Genomic DNA, 19318 nt, shown 5'->3' on the forward strand with positions numbered 1-19318 from the left:
AGGCGGCGCCGGCCACCCGAGGTCCGCGCGGGGGTCACCGTCGAGACCTGTCCAACTCGTGGCCCGAGCCCTGTCACTTTCCCTCGTGTCCCAGCGCGCAGCTGCTTCGTAGTTTGAGCCCTTCCAGCCGCTTCGACTGTGAGGACTGCACCATGAGCAGCACCGCCCCCCTGCGCTACGGGCCCGACGACCGTCCGCCCTTGCGCACCGCCGTGCCGCTGGGGCTCCAGCACGTCATGGTGATGATGGCCAGCAACGTCACCATCCCGGTCATCCTGGCCGGCGCGATCGGGTCCAGCCCCGAGGACACCGCCTTCCTGGTCCAGATGGCGCTGCTCGTCGCCGGCATCGCCACCCTCGTCCAGACCGTGGGCATCGGCCCCGTCGGGGCGCGGCTGCCGCTGGTGCAGGGCACCAGCTTCGGGTTCCTCGTGGTGGCGATCCCGCTGGCCCAGGAGTACGGCTTGGCCGCGGTGTTCGGAGGGGCGCTCTTCGCCGGAGTGGTCCAGATCTTCTTCGGCGCCGTCTTCACCAAGATCCGCCACCTCTTCCCGCCGCTGGTCGCCGGGATCGTGGTGCTGGTGATCGGTGTCGGCCTGATCCCGACCGGGATCCTGCTCTTCGGGGGCGGTGCGGGTGCGGAGGACCTCGGTTCCCTGCGCAACCTGGGCGTGGCCTCGTTCGTGCTGATCGCGATCCTGCTGATCTACCGCTTCGGGAAGGGCTTCGTGGGGGCCGCCGCGGTCCTGTTCGGCCTGGCGCTGGGTTACCTGTTGGCGACCACCCTGGGCATGGTCGACTGGGGCCGGGTGGCCGATGAGAAGTGGCTGGCCGCTCCCCGGCCCCTGGAGTTCGGTCTGGACTTCCCGGCCGCCGCGCTCATCGCGATGGGTGCCATGGCTGTCGCCACCTCCATCGAGACGGTGGGTGACATCTCCGCCCTCACCAAGACCGGTGCCGGACGGGAGGCCACGCCCCAGGAGATGCGGGGCGGCCTGATGGGCGACGGTCTCGGCACGGCGCTGGCTGCCCTGTTCAGCGCGCTGCCCAACACGTCGTTCTCCCAGAACGTCGGCCTGGTCGCCTTCACCGGGGTGATGAGCCGCTTCGTCGTCACCATCGGCGCCTGCTTCCTGATCCTCTCCGGCTTCGTCCCCAAGGTGGCGGTCGTCATCGCCGTCGTCCCGGCCCCCGTCATCGGTGGCGCGGCGGTCGTGATGTTCGGGATGATCATCTCGGCAGGGATCAGCCTGATCACGACGAACCCGCTCACCCAGAACGACCTGATCATCGTGGCCGTGTCCGTGGTGGTGGGCCAGGGGTTCGCCCTGCAGCCGGAGGTGGCGGCGCAGTTCCACTCCAACGTCGCGGCCCTGTTCACCTCGGGCATCGTGCCGGCCGCCGTCATCGCGGCTGTCCTCTACCGGCTCAAGCCCAAGCACGAGCGCGATGCCGACGCGGCGGCCAGTGCCGGTGCCGCGGTCACGCAGCAGCCGTCCGAGAGGTCCCTGCCGGCTGCCGAGTAACAGGACCGGCACGCCGTGACCCTCATCGGCCCCTGGACGTCATGGTGGCCTCGGTCAGTCGAGGGTGGCGAGCAGCCCCGCCAGGTCCGCGGCATCCTGTGCCTCGAGAGGGGGCTGCGGGCCCTCCGGGTCCACAGCGTGCCCGGGACGGGCCAGCCGGATCGTGGTGATCCCGGCCTCCAGCGCACCGCGCACGTCGCGTGCCGAGGCAGCGACGTGCACGAGCCGCTGGGGAGCGACCGCCGCGGCAGCCGCCCGGTAGATCTCCGGAGCGGGCTTGAAGGCCCCAAGGCGCTGGGAGCTCAGCACCAGCCGGGGGTCCACGAGCGCATGTGCGCGGGTGAGCCGGGCCAGGTCGTCATCGACGTTCGACAGCAACCCGACCCGCGCGTGCTGCGCCACCCGGGCGATCGCGTCGGCGACGTCCGGCCACAGCGGCCAGTCGGGGATCGAGGCGTGCAGCCGCGCCAGGTCTTCACCGATGGGGTCGGCAACGTCGAGACCCAGGTCGGCGTACGCCAGCGCCAGGGCCTCGCCGGACACGTCGCGGAACGTCACGGGCGCTCGTGCCTCGCGTTGGAGCGCCTTGTTGCGCGCGTCCCAGGCGTCGTACACGTCCGCGCCTGCGAGTGGCCATCCTCGTTCACCGGCGATCTCGGCGAACGTCACGCTCGCGCCGCTGCGGGTGTCGGTCAGGGCTGAGAAGAGATCGAAGGTGATGATCATCAGGTCTGATCCTCTCCGGTCGCCGGCGATGGGCCCAGGGTAGAGACGGGCACGCCGAGACCGTCGACCTAGGTGTGACGACGAAGCCCCGGTCGAGCGGGACTGCTGCACGATCAGGTGACGGGTTGACCCGCCCCACCGTCTGGGGTTCGCATCCCTGCAGGCGCGCGCATCCATCAGGGCACGAGAGGCCCCGGCTCTGGTCGAGCCGGGGCCTCTCGCGGTCCGGGTGCTCAACGCACCCGGTGGTCAACCATCACTGAGCTCAACGCACCTGCTGGGTGAGCCTGCTCATGACCGAGGCGTCGGCGTACCCCGGGCGGGAGCCGGTGACCTGGACCTTGATCCTCTTGCTACGCAGCGCAGGGCCGACCTCCAACCGCTTGCCGCTCTCCTTCCGGAGGACCTTGCCATCGGCGAGCCAGCGGTAGGTGAGGGTCACCCCGTCGTCCCACTGGCCGGCGCGGGCCACCAGGGTGCGCCCGACGCGGGCCTGGCCCTTGATGGTCGGGCGACGCGGCGCCTCGAGCCGTGCGGCGGCGACGGGAGCCGTCGCGTCGCTGGTGCGGGTGACCGACGCGTAGCCGGTCCTCGACCCCGTCACCGCGACGGTGACGATCCCGGCGACGTCGCTCGCCCGGGGGCTGAACTCGGTGCCGGTCGCGTCGGCGACCGGCACCCCGTCGACGAGCCACTGGTAGGACAGGTCGACCCCGTCGTCCCAGGTGCCGGCCTCGGCGCTGAGCACCTCCCCGAAGCGGGGCGTCCCACCGATCGTGGGGGTCGGCGTGAGCGTCATGCCCGCGGCGGCGACGGCATCGGACCCGGCGCTGGTGCGCGCGGTCGTGGCGTAGCCGGTCTTGGTGCCCGTCACGCGCACGGTCAGGGTGTTGCCCAGGTCGTCGGCGGTGGGCGAGTAGTCGACCCCCGTCGCGCCGGGGACGGCCTGGCCGTCCGAGAACCACTGGTAGGCGAGCGCGGTGCCGTCGTCCCAGGTGCCGGCCTCGGCTCTCACGGTGCCGCGGACGACGGGGGTGCCGGCGATCGTCGGCGTGGGGGACGAGGTGAACGTCCCGAGCGCCACGGGCGCGGTCGGGGCGCTGGTGCGCGCCACGCTGTCGTAGCCCGGGCGCGAACCGGTGACCTGCACGGTCACCGTCCTGCCCACGTCGGCGGGCACCGGCGTGTACGACGCGGTCGTGGCGGCCGGCACGGGCTGGCCCCCGACGGACCACTGGTAGGACAGGCTGGCCCCGCCGTCCCAGCTGCCGGTCTCGGCGCTCAGTGCCGCGCCCACGGCCGGGTCGCCGACCACGGTCGGGACGGGCGTGCCGGTGAGGGAGCCCCGCGCGACGGGCGCGCTGGGCTCGCTGGTGCGGGTCACGGGCAGGTTGCCTGCCCGGTCGCCGGTCACCTCCACGCTCACGGTGCGGCCCACGTCGGAGGGACGCGGCGTGAAGGTCGCGGAGGTGGCGCCGGCGACGACGTCACCGCCGACCGACCACACGTACTCGAACGTGCTGCCCTCGGGCCAGCCGGTCGTCGCAGCGGTGAGCCTGCCGTCGACCACCGGTGTGCCGGTGACCACCGGGTCAGCGGTGGGGGTCAGCGGCTGGGCGTCGACCGTGTGGCTGCTCGAGCAGGTCTCGGTGCACAGGCCGCCGAGCGAGGCCGCAGCGGGGGCGGCGGTCGCGTCGAGCGTGTCGCTGGAGGCGTCGTCCGCCACGACGGCGGAGAAGGAGACGGTGGCGGTGTTGGCCCCCGCCGTCGTCGGGGTCGTCGGCACCGTCCAGACGAGGTCGGTGCCGTCGACGACGAGCCCGTCGGGCAGGGCGCCCAGCTCGGCGTCGTCGAGGACGTCGCTCAGGTCGACCTCCACGCTCGCGCCCGCTAGGGCGACGCGCCCGACGTTCGTCGCGGTCAGGGTGTAGTCGATCGCGTCGCCGGGCTCGAGCACGCCGGTGCCCGGCTCGGTCGTGAGCGCGAGGTCGTACTTGCCGGGCCACGCCGGCTTGTCGCCGTCGTAGATCCAGTCCTGCCAGAAGGCGTCGAGGTCGCGCCCGGAGATCTCCTCCGCGAGGTCCTTCAGCTCGTCACCGCGCGGGCTGGTGCCGCCGTTGAGGTCCTGCCACTGGCGCACGACGGCGAGGAAGTCGGTGCGTCGCAGGGCGGTGTGCAGCGCCTCCCAGAACTGCGCGCCGCGCGTGTAGGTCTGGTAGCCGTACAGCTTCGCCGAGTCGGTCTGCGTGCCCGGGGGCGTCGTCCAGTCGGCACTGGTCGACACCTTGTTGTTCCAGCTGTTGAAGTAGGTCGTCTCGAGCTGGGTCCAGTTGGGCGTCGCCGGGGCGACGACGTTGTTGTAGTAGTTCGGCGCGTAGGAGGCCATCCCCTCGTTGATCCAGATGTCGGTCCACAGGCCGGGCGAGACGTTGTCGCCGTACCACTGGTGGGCGATCTCGTGGGTGAGGGTGTTGCCGTTGAAGGAACTGACACTCGGGAAGAAGGAGCGGTCCTGGGTCTCGAGCGCGTAGTTGATGCCGCTGGGCACCGAGTCGACGATGACGCCGGTGGCATCCCCCGGGTAGGGGCCGTAGATGCCCTCGAGGCCTCGGGTGATCGTGCCGATGGCGGCGCGGCGGTTGGTGAACGTCGTCTTGTTGGTGGAGGACTGGGCCGAGTCGATGAAGGACAGCTCGGGGATCTCGCGGCCGCTGCTCAGCGTCACCGTGCCCTCGTGGACGTCGTACTTGCCGATCGAGATGACGACCAGCTCGCTGGCCATCGGCTGCGCCATCGTCCAGCGCCAGGTGGTGCGGGTGGCCTCGTCGGTGGGCACCTTGGCGGTCAGCACGCCGTTGCTGGCCGCAGCGGCCGCACCGGTGCCGCCGACGTTGGTGAGGGTGTCGGGCACGTTGACGTCGATCGTGTACGACGCCTTGTCGCCCGGGGTGTTGTTGTGCGGGTAGGCGGCCATCGCGCCCACCGGCTGGGCCAGGAAGGTGGCGCCGTCGGAGGTGCCGACCCAGCCCTCCCAGGAGCCGTCGGCGTCGGTGTGCCGCTCTGGGATGCCGTGGTAGTCGACGTCGACGGTGAACGGGCCCTCGACCGGGGTCGCGGGGGTGATGACGAGCTTGTACTTGTGGGAGGGGTCGTAGCTGATCCCGGTGACGACGTCGCGCGTGAAGGTGGCCGGGACTCCGTCGACCTCGACGCTGTCGATCGTCAGGCCGCGGAAGTCCATCGAGAACGAGCGCAGCGCCTCGCCGGTCGTGGCCGCGTCCATGTGCAGGCTGGCCTCGTCGAGGACGCCGCCCATGATGCCGCTGACCACGCCCGTGGGGCTCCACCGGATGTCGAGGTCGTAGTGCAGTGCGTCGTAGCCGCCGTTGCCGATGTGGGGGAACTGGGCGTCCCCGACGGTCTGGGCGCCGTCGACCGGCTCGGCTGCGGCGGCCGCCGACGTGGGAGCCACTGCTCCCAGCGCGAGCGTCATCGTCAGTGCCGCGACGGCCGACAAGCGTCGTGATCGAGCGGCGGGCCAGCACTGACGTGGTGGTTGCGTCATCTCGCGGGTACCTCTTCCGGGTCCTCGTCGCCGTCAGACCGGCGAGCATCTGGCAACCTAGGGACACGTCATTCGGCCTCGAGGTCAATTAACGAGAAGTTTTCCTGCGGCGGTGGAAATCGCCCAGCGGTCCAGACCAGCGTCGGTCGGTGGCGACGACGCCTGGGGACGCCGTTCTCCTCGTCGACGACGGCCGGCCCGGGGTCAACCACGACGAGAGCCGGGGTGGCTGTGACGCGACAGTGAGCCGGACCACTAGAATCGAGACATGAAGCCCCAGGTGCTGAAGTCCCTGTCCGTCGCTGCTGCTCTGACCCTCGCCCTCTCGGCGTGCGGTTCCAGTGAGCCGGAGGCTGCGGAGGGTGAGCCCGAGCTGCTCAGCGCCGGCAACCTCACCGTGTGCACGGACGCGCCGTACAAGCCGTTCGAGTACCCGGACAAGGCTTCCCCGACCGGGTACACCGGCTTCGACATGGAGATCATCGACGCGATCGCCGCCGAGATGGACCTCGAGGTGACGATCAAGGACGCCGGCTTCGACGGACTGCAGAGCGGCGCCTCCCTCGCGGCCGGGCAGTGCGACCTGGTCGCGAGCGCGATGACGATCACCGAGGAGCGCGAGGCGAACCTCGACTTCAGCGAGCCGTACTACGACTCCAAGCAGTCGCTGCTGGCCGAGGCTGGCTCCGACATCGCGTCGATCGACGACCTGGACGGCACGAAGGTCGGCGTGCAGCAGGGCACGACCGGCGCCCAGTACGCGAAGGACAACGTGCCGGAGGGCGCCGAGCTGGTGTCCTTCCCCAGCGACGCGGAGCTCTACGCGGCGCTGAGCTCGGGCGGCGTGCAGGCCGTCCTCCAGGACCTCCCCGTCAACCTGGAGCACACCGACGACGGCAACTACGAGATCGTCGAGGAGTACGACACCGACGAGTCCTACGGGTTCGCGGTCAAGGAGGACGGCAGCGAGGACCTCCTGGCCGCCATCAACGACAACCTGCAGGCCCTCAGGGACAGCGGCGACTACGACACCATCTACGAGAAGTACTTCTCCACCGAGTGACGCTGAGCCGCACCGACCTGTAGCCGACCGCCACCGAGGAGACCCCGGGTGAAGAGGACCACGAAGAAGCGCTTGACCCGTGGGGTGATGTACCTGATCTTCGTCGCGGCGATCCTCGCGCTGGTGCTCGCCGCCGACTGGGCGGCGATCCAGAAGGCGTTCTTCAACGTCGACATCGCCCGGGACGCCTTCCCGGACGTGATCGTCATCGCGGCCAAGAACACCATCGTCTACACCGCGATCGCCTTCGCCGGGGGCATGGTCTTCGGGTTGGTCCTCGCCCTGATGAAGCTCTCGCCGGTGGCGCCCTACCGGTGGGCGGCCACCATCTACATCGAGTTCTTCCGGGGGCTGCCCGCCCTGCTCGTGATCTTCACGTTCGCCTTCGCGGTGCCCATCGCCTTCCAGTGGCGCCCGCCGGGGGGGAGCGCCGGAGCCGGCCTGCTCGCCCTGATCATCGTCTCGGCGGCCTACATCGCCGAGACCATCCGCGCCGGCATCCAGGCGGTCCCCAAGGGTCAGGTCGAGGCGGCCCACTCGCTGGGCATGCCGGCGGGCTGGACCATGGTCTCGGTGGTGCTGCCCCAGGCGTTCCGGATCGTCATCCCCCCGCTCACCAACGAGCTGGTGGTCCTGATCAAGGACACCTCCCTGCTCTTCATCGCTGGGATGGCGATCCAGCAGCAGGAGCTCACCACCTTCGCCCGCGACTCGGTCTCCTCGGTGGGCAACTCGACGCCGCTGACGATCGCGGCCCTGATGTACCTGGCCGTGACCCTGCCGCTGACCCGTCTGGTGGCCTACATGGAGCGCCGCGGCGCGAGAGGACGATGACCACGTGACGAGCCCTGCCTACGACCACGCGATCGACGTCCAGAAGCTGCACAAGTCGTTCGGCGACAACGAGGTGCTCAAGGGCATCGACTTCCACGTCGACGACGGCGAGGTGGTCTGCGTGATCGGGCCGTCCGGCTCCGGGAAGTCGACCCTGCTGCGCTGCATCAACCAGCTCGAGGTGCCGACCAAGGGCCGGGTCCTGGTCGAGGGCGTCGACATGACCGACCCGGAGACCGACCTCAACGACGTCCGGTCCCGGATCGGGATGGTCTTCCAGTCGTTCAACCTCTTCCCGCACCTCACCGTGACCGACAACCTGACGCTGGCCCAGCGCCGGGTCAAGAAGCGGAGCAAGGCCGACGCCCGGCGCTGCGCCCTGGAGAACCTCGCCAAGGTGGGCCTCGAGGACAAGGCGGACGCCTACCCCGCCCACCTCTCCGGAGGTCAGCAGCAGCGGGTGGCGATCGCCCGGGCGCTGTCGATGGAGCCCGACCTGATGCTCTTCGACGAGCCCACCAGCGCACTCGATCCCGAGCTCGTCGGTGACGTGCTCGCGGTGATGAAGACGCTGGCCTCGGACGGGATGACGATGATGGTGGTGACCCACGAGATGGGCTTCGCCCGCGAGGTCGGCGACAAGCTGGTCTTCATGGACGAGGGCGTCATCATGGAGGAGGGCGACCCCGTCGAGGTGTTGTCGAACCCGCAGCACGAGCGGACCCAGGAGTTCCTCTCCAAGGTGCTCTGAGCCGGGCCCCAGCGGGGGCAAGCCGGGGCCTCGTGCCGCGGCACGCTGAGTCGTACAGTCGAGGCATGAGTCCCGGTGACCTGCTGGCCGACGCCCTGGGCCGAGTCGTGGAGGGCGTCGAGGCGGTGCTCGACGGCCTGGACGTCGACGAGCTCGCCTGGCGTCCCGCTGTCGGCGCCAACTCGATCGCGTGGCTGGTCTGGCACCTGACCCGGGTGTACGACGACCACGTCGCCGCTGCGGCCGGCCGGGACCAGGTGCACGTCGCGTCGGGGTACGCCGAGCGGTTCGCACTGCCGCTGGAGCGGGACGACACGGGCTTCGGCCACAGCGCCGACGACGCGGCCGCGGTGCGCGCGCCGGCCGACCTGCTGGCGGCCTACCTCGAGGAGGTGCACCGGACGGCGAGCGCCTGGATCCGCACCCTGGACCCGGCCGCGCTCGACCGCGTCGTGGACGAGCGGTGGGACCCTCCGGTCACGCTCGGGGTGCGGCTGGTCAGCGTGCTCGGCGACTGCACGCAGCACGTGGGCCAGGCGGCGTACGTCCGGGGGCTGCTCGACCGCTGACCTCCGGCCGGCAGGTCGGCTCACCGCGCCCGGGCGCCCCAGCCCACGGTCTGCGCCGCGTCCGCGATGCGCTGGGCGAGGTCGTCGTGACCCTCGACCACCAGGCCGCAGGTGAGCCGGACGTGGCCCTGCGGAGTCGGCAGCGCGGCGAACGGCGACCCGGCGCTGACCCCGATCCCCTGGCTGGCCAGGCGGACCACGGCCGCCGTCTCGTCCTCGACCGGGATCCACATGTTGAGGCCCTCGGTTCCTCCCACGCTGACACTGCGGGCGGCGAGCGCGTCCCGCAGGAGGCGCCGCCTCCGGGCGTACTCCTGCTGGGCCCGCTCCACCTGCGCCACCGCCGCCGGCTCCGTCAGCAGCCCGACCAGGATGCGTTGCAGCAGCCGGCTGCTCCAGCCCTGGCCCAGGTGGCGACGACGGTCGACGGCGCGCATGAGCTCCGGGGGGCCGCTCATGGCTGCGAGGCGCAGGTCGGGGCCGTAGGACTTGGAGAAGCTGCGGATGTGCACCGACTGCTCCGGGAGCCACTCGCCCAGGCTGAGCGCCGGGGTCGGGGAGAGGCCGTGGGCGGAGTCGTCCTCGATCACCAGCGTCTCGCCCAGCCCGACCAGCTCCGCCAGCCGGCGGGCCCGACGCCGGGTGGTGGTGACACCGGTCGGGTTCTGCCCACGGGGCTGGAGGACCACAGCGGCGACCGGGCGCTGCAGGGCCTGGGCGAACGCGTCGGGGTCGAGGCCCTCGTCGTCGACCGGCACCCCCACGATCTCGACGGACAGCGCCTCGAGCAGGTCGACCACGGGGGGGAAGCAGGGGTGCTCCACCACGACCCGGTCCCCCGGGCGCAGGGCCGTGCGGGTCACGAGGTCGAGCGCGTCCATGGCGCCGTCCACGACGGCGAGCCGAGGGGGCGGGTAGGGCCAGTCCGCGCGCAGCAGCTCGGCGAGCTCGGGCAGCACCGGGTCCTGCAGGTAGCTGTTCGGGGTGCCCGCCCGGTCGACCTGGCTCAGCACCACGCCCAGGGTGGGGAGGAGGTCCTGGTCGGGGACCCCGGTCGAGAGGTCCTGGGCCAGCGGCGCCGGCTGCGCCAGCGCACGCCGGTACCGCCCGACCCCGGCGCCGGTCACGTCGAGGACGGTGGTGCCGTGGCGCCCGGCGGTGCGTACGGTCCCGGACCGGGCCAGCAACGCCCAGGCCGAGGAGACGGTCGTCGGCGAGAGGGCGAGCTCGGTGGCGATGGTGCGGATCGGCGGGAGCTTGGTGCCCGGCACCAGCACCCCGTCCGCGATGGCGAGGGTCACGGCGGCGACGAGGCCTCGGGCCGTGGGGTGCTCCAGGCGCTCCTCGAGAGCCGACAGCAGCGCGCGCACATTTTGTAACATAACAGAGTGGCCTTTGTGCCACCCTGTCGCAGATCTACGCTTCCCGCCATGACCACTCGCATCTCGCACTGGATCGACGGACGCCCCTCCCCGGGGACCTCGGGCCGCACCTCGGCCGTCTACAACCCCGCTACCGGCCAGCAGAGCGCCGAGGTGGACCTCGCCGGCGCGGACGACCTCGAGCGGGCGGTCGCCAGCGCCTCGGCTGCTGCCAAGCAGTGGCGCAGCGCCTCCCTGTCGACACGTGCGGCAGTGCTCTTCGCGTTCCGCGAGCAGCTGCACCAGCGCAGCGACGAGCTCGCCGCGATCGTGACCGCCGAGCACGGGAAGGTGCTGGCCGACGCTGCCGGGGAGATCGCCCGCGGCCTCGAGAACGTCGAGTTCGCCACCGGGGTGCCCCACCTGATGAAGGGCGGCTTCTCCGAGCAGGCCGGCACCGGCGTCGACGTCTACTCGATCCGCCAGGCCCTCGGCGTGGTCGCCGGCATCACCCCGTTCAACTTCCCCGCCATGGTGCCGCTGTGGATGTGCGCCAACGCGATCGCGACCGGCAACGCGTTCATCCTCAAGCCGAGCGAGCGGGACCCCTCCGCGGCCGTGTTCCTGGCCGAGCTGTGGCGCGACGCCGGTCTCCCCGACGGCGTCTTCACCGTGCTGCACGGCGACAAGGAGGCGGTCGACGGGCTGCTGCGCCACCCGGAGGTGGCTGCGATCAGCTTCGTGGGGTCGACCCCGATCGCCCGCTACATCTACGAGACGGGGACCGCCCAGGGCAAGCGCGTGCAGGCGCTCGGCGGCGCCAAGAACCACATGGTGGTCCTCCCGGACGCGGACGTCGACATGGCCGCCGACGCGGCGGTCTCCGCGGCGTACGGCGCCGCCGGCGAGCGGTGCATGGCGATCTCGGTGGTCGTGGCCGTCGGTGACGTCGCGGACTCCCTGGTCAGTGCGGTCGCCGACCGCCTGCCCCGGCTGCGGATCGGCAACGGCGCCGACGACGGGGTCGACATGGGCCCCCTCATCAGCGGCGAGCACCGCGACAAGGTCGCCGGTTACATCGCGGCCGGGGAGGCCGCCGGCGCGCGGCTCGTCGTCGACGGGCGCCGGGCCTCGGTCCCGGCTGAGGGGTTCTTCCTCGGCACCACGCTGCTCGACGACGTGACCCCGGACATGACGGTCTACACCGACGAGATCTTCGGGCCGGTGCTGTCGGTGGTGCGCGTCGCCACCTACGACGAGGCCGTGGCGCTGATCAATGCCAACCCGTACGCCAACGGCACCGCGATCTTCACCCGCGACGGCGGCGCCGCCCGTGAGTTCCAGCTCGACGTCGAGGTCGGGATGGTGGGCATCAACGTGCCGATCCCGGTGCCGGTGTCCTACTACTCCTTCGGCGGCTGGAAGGACTCCCTCTTCGGCGACACCCACATGTACGGACCCGAGGGCATCAAGTTCTTCACGCGCGGCAAGGTCGTCACCTCGCGCTGGCCAGACCCCGCCACCTCCCAGGTGGACCTGGGCTTCCCCCGCACCCGCTGACCACGCCAGAGGAGAACGCCACGATGACCGAGACCTCCCTCCTGCCCTCGCTCTCCGAGGAGCAGGTGCGCCGCGACGACCGCGCCCACGTCTTCCACTCCTGGTCGGCCCAGGCGCAGATCGACCCGCTGCCGATCGCGGCGGCGCTCGGCTCGCACTTCTGGGACTACGCAGGGACCAAGTACCTCGACTTCTCCTCGCAGCTGGTCAACGTCAACATCGGTTATCAGCACCCCCGGCTGGTGGCCGCGATCCAGGAGTACGCCGGGCGCTTGTGCACGGTGGCCCCGCCCTTCGCCAACGACATGCGCTCGGAGGCCGCGCGGCTGCTGGCCGACCTGGCGCCCGGCACCTTGAACAAGGTGTTCTTCACCAACGGCGGGGCGGACGCCAACGAGCACGCGGTGCGGATGGCGCGGTTGCACACGGGCCGGAGCAAGGTGCTCGCCGCCTACCGCAGCTACCACGGCGCCACCGCCGGGGCGATCACGATGACCGGTGATCCGCGCCGGTGGGGGGCCGAGCCCGGCCTGCCCGGGGTCGTGCACTTCTGGGGGCCCTACCCCTACCGGTCGGCCTTCCACTCCAGCGACGTGGAGGAGGAGGGCGCGCGCGCCCTGCAGCACCTGCGCGACACGATCATGGTCGAGGGGCCAGGCACCATCGCCGCGGTCGTGCTCGAGACGGTCGTCGGGACCAACGGCATCCTGGTGCCGCCGCCGGGCTACCTCGAGGGTGTCCGGCAGATCTGCGACGAGCACGGCATCCTGCTGGTGGCCGACGAGGTGATGAGCGGGTTCGGCCGCTGCGGGGAGTGGTTCGCCGTCGACCACTGGGCGATCACCCCCGACCTGATCACCTTCGCCAAGGGCGTGAACTCCGGCTACGTCCCGATCGGTGGCGTCCTGATCTCCGACACCGTCGCCGCGACCTTCGACGACCGGGCCTACCCCGGCGGGCTGACCTACTCCGGGCACCCGCTGGCCTGCGCCTCCGCGGTCGCCTCGATGACGATCATGCGCGAGGAGGGCATCGTCGAGCACGCCCGCGACCTCGGCACCGACGTGATCGGGCCCGCGCTGGCCAAGCTCGCTGAGAACCACCCCAGCGTCGGCGACGTACGAGGGCTCGGCGTGTTCTGGGCCCTGGAGCTGGTCAGGGACCGTGACACCCGGGAGCCCCTGGTGCCCTACAACGCGTCGGGCTCCGACGCGGCGCCGATGGGCGAGGTCGCCGCCGAGTGCAAGCGCCGCGGCCTGTGGCCCTTCGTCCACTTCAACCGCGTCCACGTCGTCCCGCCGTGCACGACGACCGCCGACGAGGTCCTGGAGGGCATCGAGGTGCTCGACGAGGCGCTGGGCGTCGCCGATCGCTACTACCGCGGCTGACCGGGCTCCGCCTCGAGGGCGTCGGCGGCGTCGTCGGTCTCGAGCAGTGCCAGCAGAGACGTGCGCTCGGACTCGTCGACGTAGTCGGCGTAGTAGCCGTAGAGCGAGTTCTGGGCCATCCGGGCGGCCAGGGGGCCGTCGCCGGCTCGGATGGCGGCGAGCACGTCGCGGTGGTGCTGCAACGAACGATGCATCAGCTCGGTGCTGCTGTCCGAGCGGGTGATGCGGTCCGAGATCAGCGACAGCACCACGCCGCGCACCACCTCGGTGCAGACCTGGATCAGGCGGTTGCGACTGGCGCGGGCGACCTCCTCGTGGAAGGCGAAGTCGGCCTCGCTGAACGACGCGTCGTCAGCCCCGATCGCCGCCGCCATCTGCTCGATGCGCTGCTCCATCGCAGCCAGCTCGTCCTCGGTGCGCAGCCTGGCGGCCAGCAGGTTGGCCGAGCGGTCCAGGATCATCCGGAACGACACCAGCTCGGTGAGGTTGAGCTGCTCCACGTGGATCAGCATCAGCATCTGCTTCGCGAGCCGGTCGGAGGAGAAGGGCAGGATCTCGGGGCCTCGTGGGTCGCCGTGCCGCGAGCGGATCACGCCGTTGCTCTCCAGCACCCGCAGGGCCTCGCGCACGGTGGACCGGCTGGCGCCGAACTGGGTGACCAGCTCGCGCTCGCTGGGCAGCCGTGCCCCGGGCAGCAGGTCGCCGGTGGCGACCGCCGCCTCGATCTGCTCGATGATCCGTTCCGACAGGCGGACCGTCTGGACCTGCTGGAAGCTCATCGGTCCCCGCCGCCCTCGGGGGCGTGGGGCCACGCCGGCACGGCGCTGACGGGTCGCACCTGCTCGTACCAGGCCAGGACCCGCAGCACCCCGACGTCGTCGAAGCGGGGGCCGGCGACCTGGACCCCGATGGGCCGGCCGTCCCGGGTGGACCCGCAGTTGATCGTGCCTGCCGGTTGCCCGGACATGTTGTACGGGGCGGTGAAGCCGATGTGCGACATGCCCTGGCCCGGCGCGGTGAACGGCATCGGCTGCTCGGCAGGGAAGGCCGCGACCGGGGCCACCGGCGATATCGTCACGTCGTACGGCGCCGTGGCCGCGACCGTGCGCGACTGCATCTCCATGATGCTGCTGTAGCAGTCGAGGACCCGCGCCCCCGACACGTCGGCGCCCCGGTGCACCCAGTCGACGATGTACGGGAGGACCCGCTTCTTCCGGTCCGCGGGCAGCCGGCGGTAGTCGTTCCAGGACCGCACCTGCCAGAACTGGTCGAGGTCGTCCAGCAGGTCCTGGTGCAGGAACGGTGCCAGCTCGTCGACCGCGGCGCCCGCCGCTGCGAACGACTCCGCCACGGCGCGCACCGCCGCGGTCACCTCGGGGTCGACCGGTGCGCCGCACCCGGCGTCGAGGTGCAGCGCCACGCGCAGGCCACGGACGTCGATGGCCAGGTCGGACCAGGCGAGGTCCGCGGGGGGCAGGCTCGTCCAGTCCCGGTCGTCCCGACGGCTCAGCACGCTCATGAACAGGGCCGCGTCCGCCACGGTGCGCGTCATCGGGCCCGCCGCCCGACCGAGGTAGGGCTGGTCGAGGGCCACCCGACCGAAGCTGGGCTTCAGGGTGACCAGCCCGAGCCAGGACCCGGGGAGACGGATCGAGCCACCCACGTCGCTGCCGACGTGGAGCGGGCCGTAGCCACCGGCGGCAGCGGCCCCGGCGCCGGAGCTGGAGCCGCCGGTCGTCCACTCCGGGTTCCACGGGCTCCGGGTGATCCCGTGGATGCTCGAGACGCCGGACGAGAGCATCCCCCAGTCCGGCATCACGGTGGAGCCGAGCACCACGGCCCCGGCCTCCTGGGTGCGCTCGGTGATCGGCGCGTCGCGCTGCGGGACGACCGGCACCACGCCCGCCGTGCCGCTGGGCATCGGGACCCCGGCGCGGGCGACGTTCTCCTTGAGAGTCACCGGGACGCCGTCGAGCGGGCCGACGGGGGCGCCACGGCTCCACCGCGCCTCGCTGGCCCGCGCCGAGGCGCGCGACTCGTCGGGATCGCGCACCCAGAACGCGTTGAGCACCGGTTCACGTGCCTCGATCACCTGCTGGACGGCGTCGTGGACCGCCACGGGGGACAGGTCGCCGGCACGGAACCCCGCAAGCATCTCGGCCGCGGAGAGCCAGGCCAGTCGGTCGTGGGACATGCGGGCTCCTGCTCCAGTGGGTGAGGCGCAGGTCGGGATCGTCGACCCTGACACCTCTTGACTTATGAGAAGTGAGCAGCCACCGTAGCCTGAATTGTGACTGAGGTCACTGGTCAGACCAGTGGATCGGCACTCGGGAAGTCGGAGCCGTCGAAGGGAGTGTCGTGGACCGCCAGACCCTGCGCCTCGCCCTCATCCCCGGTGACGGGGTCGGGCCTGAGGTCGTCGCCGCCACCGTCCCGGTGCTGGAGGCGGCGCTCACCGTGCAGGGCGTCGCTCTCGACCTGCTCGAGCTCGACTGGGGAGGCGAGCGGTTCCTGCGTGACGGCGCGGCCATGCCCGTCGACGCCGCGGACATCGTCCGTGGCACCGACGCCGTGCTGTTCGGCGCGGTGGGCCGGCCCGACGTCCCGGACCACGAGCTCGTCTGGGGACTCATCATCGGGCTGCGCCAGCAGCTCGACCTCGCGGTCAACATCCGCCCGGTCCGGTCGTTCCCCGGTGTGCCCACCCAGGTCCGCGACACCGACGGCGTCGACCTGCTCATCGTGCGCGAGAACACCGAGGGCGAGTACGTCGGTGCCGGCGGTCTCGCCCACGCGGGCACCGGCGCGGACGTCGGCATCGAGGTGGCCGTCCACTCCCGGCCCGTGATCGAGCGGGCGGCCCACCACGCCTTCCGCCTCGCCCGGCAGCGCTCGGGTCGCCTGGCGCTGGTCACCAAGTCCAACGCGATGCGCCACGGCTACCCGCTCTGGGACCGGACCGTCCGCGAGGTCGCGGAGCAGTACGACGACGTCGAGCTCGAGGTGGTCCTCGTCGACGCGATGGCCGCCCGCATGATCCAGTCGCCGCGCTCGCTCGACGTGCTGCTGGCCGGCAACCTCTTCGGCGACATCCTCTCGGACCTGGCGGCCGTGCTCGCCGGGGGCATGGGGATGGCGCCGAGCGCGAACATCCGCCCCGGCGGGGACGTGCCCGGCATCTTCGAGCCGGTCCACGGGTCCGCCCCCGCCATCGCCGGCCGCGGGGTCGCCAACCCGGCGGCCTGCCTGCTCTCCGGCGCGCTCCTCCTCGAGGACACCGGCCACGCGGCGGCCGCGGCCGCCGTGCGCGACGCCCTCGCCGCCGCGCTGCTCGACCCTGCGCACCACACGCCCGACCTCGGTGGCGTCGCCACCACGGCCGACGTCTCGGCCGCCGTCCTGGAAGAGATGGAGAACCTCCGATGAACCTCCGACGCCGGAAGGCCGCGGCACTGCTCGCCACGGCCGGGATGCTGACGGTCTCCGCCTGCTCTGCGGGCTCCACCGACCAGGACGAGAACGACGGCGGCGACGGTGCCTCGGCCGCGTCCGGGGACCTGAGCATCGGTCTGGTCGCCGAGCCCGCGAACCTCGACTTCACCACCACCGACGGCGCCGCCATCCCGCAGGTGCTGCTCTACAACGTCTACGAGAACCTGGTGCAGCTCGACCAGGAGGGCACCGTCGTCCCCGGGCTCGCGGAGTCCTGGGAGACCTCGGAGGACGGGACGGTCTACACCTTCGAGCTGCGCGACGGCGTCACGTTCTCCAACGGCGAGGAGTTCAGCGCCGAGGACGCGAAGTTCTCCATCGAGGCCGTGCAGAACGACTGGAGCGTGTCGCTGGCCGCCGCGATGGACATCGTGGAGTCCGTCGAGGCCGTCTCCCCGACCGAGCTGGCGGTCACCCTCAAGCGCCCGAGCAACGACTGGCTCTACCGGATGACCACGCGCATCGGGGCGATGTTCGACGAGAAGGGCGTGGCGAACCTGGGCACCAAGCCCATCGGCACCGGCCCCTACACGCTGCGCAAGTGGAACCGTGGGGACTCGATCGTGCTCGAGCGCAACGACGACTACTGGGGCGACGCACCGGGCTTCTCCGAGGTGGAGTTCAAGTACTTCGCCGACCCGACCGCGCTGAACAACGCCTTCCTCACCGACACCATCGACGTGATCGGCACCGTGCAGACCCCCGAGTCGCTGGGCCAGTTCGAGGGCAACGACGACTACCAGGTGATCGAGGGCACCACGAACGGCGAGGTGCTGCTCTCGATGAACAACGAGAGCGGCCCGCTGTCCGAGCAGCCGATGCGTGAGGCGGTGCGCTACGCCCTCGACAACGAGGCCCTGCTGGAGACCTGCTGGGCCGGTCGCGGCGAGCTGATCGGCAGCATGGTGCCGCCCACCGACCCCTGGTACGAGGACCTCACCGACATGTTCCCCTACGACGTCGAGCAGGCCGAGTCGCTGCTGGACGAGGCGGGCTACGACGGGAAGCCGCTGCGTCTGCGGGTGCCCTCGCTGCCCTACGCGGTCGCGTGCGGACAGGTGGTCAAGAGCCAGCTCGAGCAGGCCGGCATCGAGGTCGACCTCGACCAGCTCGAGTTCCCCGCCGCCTGGTTGCAGACGGTCTTCACCGACGCCGACTACGACATGTCGATCATCAGCCACGTGGAGCCGCGCGACATGGGTGCGGTGTTCGGGGACCCGAGCTACTACACCCGCTACGACAACGCGGAGTTCCGCGACCTGCTCGAGGAGGCCGACCAGGCCAGCCCGGAGGAGCAGGTGACGCTGATGCAGGACGCCGCCGAGCTGCTGTCGCAGGACGCGGCCGGTGAGTTCCTCTTCGTGCTGCCGAACCTGATGGTCGCCGGCGCGGACATCACCGGGCTGCCCGAGAACGCCATCTCGGAGTCCTTCGACCTCACCAGCCTCGGCAGGGAGTGAGACACCGGCCCGGGCGCCCCGCCCGTACCGCCCACCGATGACGTCCTGACGAGAAGGGAGCGCCCGAGCCGATGGTCCTCCGCATCCTGCAACGCACCGCGATCCTCCTGGCCAGCCTCGCGGCCAGCTCGATCCTGGTGTTCGCCTTCATGGCGGTGCTGCCGGGGGACCCGGCCCGGGTGGCCCTGGGCGTCAACGCCTCGGAGGAGGCGGTGCAGGGGCTGCGCTCCCAGTTCGGGCTCGACCGGTCGCTGGTCGTGCAGTACCTCGACTGGGTGCGGGGGCTGGTGACCTTCGACCTCGGCACCTCCTACGTCACGCGGGCCCCGATCGGGGAGCTGATCGCCGACCGGCTGCTGGTGACCGTGTGGCTGGTGGTCTGCGCGATGCTGCTGGCGCTGGTGGTGGCGCTTCCGATGGGCACCCTGATGGCCGTGCGGCACGGGCGGTTGTCCGGCGTGGTGCTCACCGCGTTCTCCCAGCTCGGCATCGCCGTCCCGGCGTTCCTCGCGGGCATCCTGCTGGTGGCGGTCTTCGCCGTGAAGCTCAGCTGGTTGCCGGCCAACGGCTGGACGGCGCCGGCCGACGACCCCGTGATGTTCCTGCGCCAGCTCGTGCTGCCGGTCCTGTCCCTGGGCCTCGTGCAGGCCGCCGTCGTGGCCCGCTACGTGCGCAGCTCGATCCTCGACGTGCTGCGCGAGGACTACCTGCGCACCGCCCGGGCCAAGGGGTTGCGCCCGATGAAGGCGCTGGTGCGCCACGGGCTGCGCAACTCCGCGATCCCCGTCGTCACCGTCCTCGGGCTGCAGCTCGCCACGCTGCTGATCGGGGCGGTGGTCATCGAGCGGGTCTTCGTGATCCCGGGCCTGGGCAGCCTGCTGCTCGACTCGGTCTCCAACCGGGACCTGCTGATGGTCCAGGACGTCGTGATGATCCTGGTGGTGGCCGTGCTGGTCGTGAACTTCTTCGTCGACCTGCTCTACCTGGTCATCGACCCCCGACTGCGGACGGGGGCGCGATGAG

15 protein-coding genes are annotated in these 19318 nt (G+C 71.4%); 10 read left to right on the forward strand and 5 right to left on the reverse strand.

Features of this window, described 5'->3' with window-relative positions; genetic code table 11:
• Window positions 1-152: 152 nt before the first annotated feature.
• Window positions 153-1526, forward strand: coding sequence for a uracil-xanthine permease family protein (locus I601_RS06990; RefSeq protein WP_068107711.1), 1374 nt, complete (start codon window positions 153-155; stop codon window positions 1524-1526).
• Between the two features lie 54 nt (window positions 1527-1580).
• On the opposite strand, the gene I601_RS06995 is transcribed toward I601_RS06990, so the two are convergent.
• Window positions 1581-2252, reverse strand: coding sequence for an HAD-IA family hydrolase (locus I601_RS06995; RefSeq protein WP_068107713.1), 672 nt, complete (start codon window positions 2250-2252; stop codon window positions 1581-1583).
• A gap of 265 nt (window positions 2253-2517) precedes the next feature.
• Window positions 2518-5745 carry a M1 family metallopeptidase gene (locus I601_RS07000; protein WP_068107714.1) on the reverse strand — a complete coding sequence of 1076 codons (3228 nt, stop codon included), beginning with the start codon at window positions 5743-5745 and terminating at the stop codon, window positions 2518-2520.
• A gap of 340 nt (window positions 5746-6085) precedes the next feature.
• On the opposite strand from I601_RS07000, the gene I601_RS07005 reads away from it, so the two are divergent.
• The 4 genes from I601_RS07005 to I601_RS07020 all read left to right on the forward strand — a co-directional run bounded on the left by I601_RS07005 (window position 6086) and on the right by I601_RS07020 (window position 9034).
• Window positions 6086-6880 carry a transporter substrate-binding domain-containing protein gene (locus tag I601_RS07005; RefSeq protein ID WP_068107716.1) on the forward strand — a complete coding sequence of 265 codons (795 nt, stop codon included), beginning with the start codon at window positions 6086-6088 and terminating at the stop codon, window positions 6878-6880.
• A gap of 48 nt (window positions 6881-6928) precedes the next feature.
• The gene (locus I601_RS07010) at window positions 6929-7714 is read left to right on the forward strand and encodes an amino acid ABC transporter permease (protein ID WP_068107718.1); all 786 of its coding nucleotides are present in this window, start codon (window positions 6929-6931) and stop codon (window positions 7712-7714) included.
• 4 nt (window positions 7715-7718) lie between these two features.
• A complete protein-coding gene (locus tag I601_RS07015) occupies window positions 7719-8465 on the forward strand; it encodes an amino acid ABC transporter ATP-binding protein (protein WP_068107720.1) in 747 nt (248 codons plus the stop codon).
• 65 nt (window positions 8466-8530) lie between these two features.
• Window positions 8531-9034: a mycothiol transferase gene (locus I601_RS07020; RefSeq protein WP_068107722.1), complete on the forward strand. Its 504-nt coding sequence runs from the start codon at window positions 8531-8533 to the stop codon at window positions 9032-9034.
• Window positions 9035-9054: 20 nt separating this feature from the next.
• Here the strand turns inward: I601_RS07020 and I601_RS07025 are convergent, their stop codons facing one another.
• Window positions 9055-10404, reverse strand: coding sequence for an aminotransferase-like domain-containing protein (locus I601_RS07025; RefSeq protein WP_084527289.1), 1350 nt, complete (start codon window positions 10402-10404; stop codon window positions 9055-9057).
• A gap of 60 nt (window positions 10405-10464) precedes the next feature.
• Between I601_RS07025 and I601_RS07030 the strand changes: the two genes are divergently transcribed.
• Together I601_RS07030 and I601_RS07035 are read left to right on the forward strand one after the other, a co-directional pair.
• Window positions 10465-11955, forward strand: coding sequence for a CoA-acylating methylmalonate-semialdehyde dehydrogenase (locus I601_RS07030; protein ID WP_068107726.1), 1491 nt, complete (start codon window positions 10465-10467; stop codon window positions 11953-11955).
• A gap of 23 nt (window positions 11956-11978) precedes the next feature.
• On the forward strand, window positions 11979-13343 hold the full coding sequence (locus I601_RS07035; protein ID WP_068107728.1) for an aspartate aminotransferase family protein: 1365 nt from the start codon (window positions 11979-11981) through the stop codon (window positions 13341-13343).
• Here I601_RS07035 and I601_RS07040 read toward each other — a convergent pair.
• Window positions 13331-14122 (reverse strand): FadR/GntR family transcriptional regulator, encoded by a 792-nt coding sequence (locus I601_RS07040; RefSeq protein ID WP_068107730.1) that lies wholly within the window; start codon window positions 14120-14122, stop codon window positions 13331-13333. The two genes, I601_RS07035 and I601_RS07040, sit on opposite strands and share 13 nt — an antisense overlap.
• On the reverse strand, window positions 14119-15537 hold the full coding sequence (locus I601_RS07045; RefSeq protein ID WP_068107733.1) for an amidase: 1419 nt from the start codon (window positions 15535-15537) through the stop codon (window positions 14119-14121). Before I601_RS07045 ends, I601_RS07040 begins: the two co-directional genes overlap by 4 nt.
• A 164-nt stretch (window positions 15538-15701) precedes the next feature.
• Here I601_RS07045 and I601_RS07050 point away from each other — a divergent pair, with 164 nt between their 5' ends.
• From I601_RS07050 to I601_RS07060, 3 genes are all read left to right on the forward strand, one after another.
• A complete protein-coding gene (locus I601_RS07050) occupies window positions 15702-16769 on the forward strand; it encodes an isocitrate/isopropylmalate dehydrogenase family protein (protein WP_068107734.1) in 1068 nt (355 codons plus the stop codon).
• Window positions 16766-18295, forward strand: coding sequence for an ABC transporter substrate-binding protein (locus I601_RS07055; RefSeq protein WP_068107736.1), 1530 nt, complete (start codon window positions 16766-16768; stop codon window positions 18293-18295). Before I601_RS07050 ends, I601_RS07055 begins: the two co-directional genes overlap by 4 nt.
• Before the next feature lie 71 nt (window positions 18296-18366).
• Entirely contained in the window at window positions 18367-19317 is a 951-nt protein-coding gene (locus I601_RS07060) for an ABC transporter permease (RefSeq protein WP_068107737.1), read from the forward strand.
• Window position 19318: the final 1 nt, after the last annotated feature.

Origin of the sequence: Nocardioides dokdonensis FR1436 (genome assembly GCF_001653335.1) — a bacterium.
In the GTDB taxonomy this organism is placed as follows: domain Bacteria; phylum Actinomycetota; class Actinomycetes; order Propionibacteriales; family Nocardioidaceae; genus Nocardioides; species Nocardioides dokdonensis.